Source organism: Streptomyces sp. AC558_RSS880 (assembly GCF_019049255.1).
In the GTDB taxonomy this organism is placed as follows: Bacteria; Actinomycetota; Actinomycetes; order Streptomycetales; family Streptomycetaceae; genus Streptomyces.
Genome location: NZ_JAGMUJ010000101.1, coordinates 1 through 388 on the forward strand (window position 1 = coordinate 1; position 388 = coordinate 388).

Below are 388 nucleotides of genomic sequence, written 5' to 3' on the forward strand. Positions count from 1 at the left end.
TGTTCAGTGGTCAGGGGAGTCAGCGGGTGGGGATGGGGCGGGAGTTGTGTGCTTCGTTCCCGGTGTTCGCGGAGGCTTTCGAGGCGGCGGTGTTCGAGTTGGACCGGCAGTTGACCGGTCATGTGGTGTGTTCGGTGCGGGATGTGGTGTTCGGGGCGGAGGGCACTGAGGGGTTGCTGGACGAGACGGTGTTCACGCAGGCCGGGTTGTTCGCGGTGGAGGTGGCGCTGTTTCGTCTGGTGGAGTCGTTCGGGGTGCGGCCGGAGTTCCTGCTCGGGCACTCGGTCGGCGAGTTGGTGGCGGCGCATGTGGCGGGGGTGTGGTCGCTGGAGGATGCCGCGGCGGTGGTGGCGGCGCGGGGCCGGTTGATGCAGGCGCTGCCGTCGGG

General features: G+C 68.8%; 1 protein-coding gene. It reads left to right on the forward strand.

Annotation, left to right across the window (positions count from 1 at the left end):
- On the forward strand, positions 1 to 388 hold a 388-nt coding region (locus KUM38_RS27775; protein WP_217133089.1), incomplete at both ends, for an acyltransferase domain-containing protein.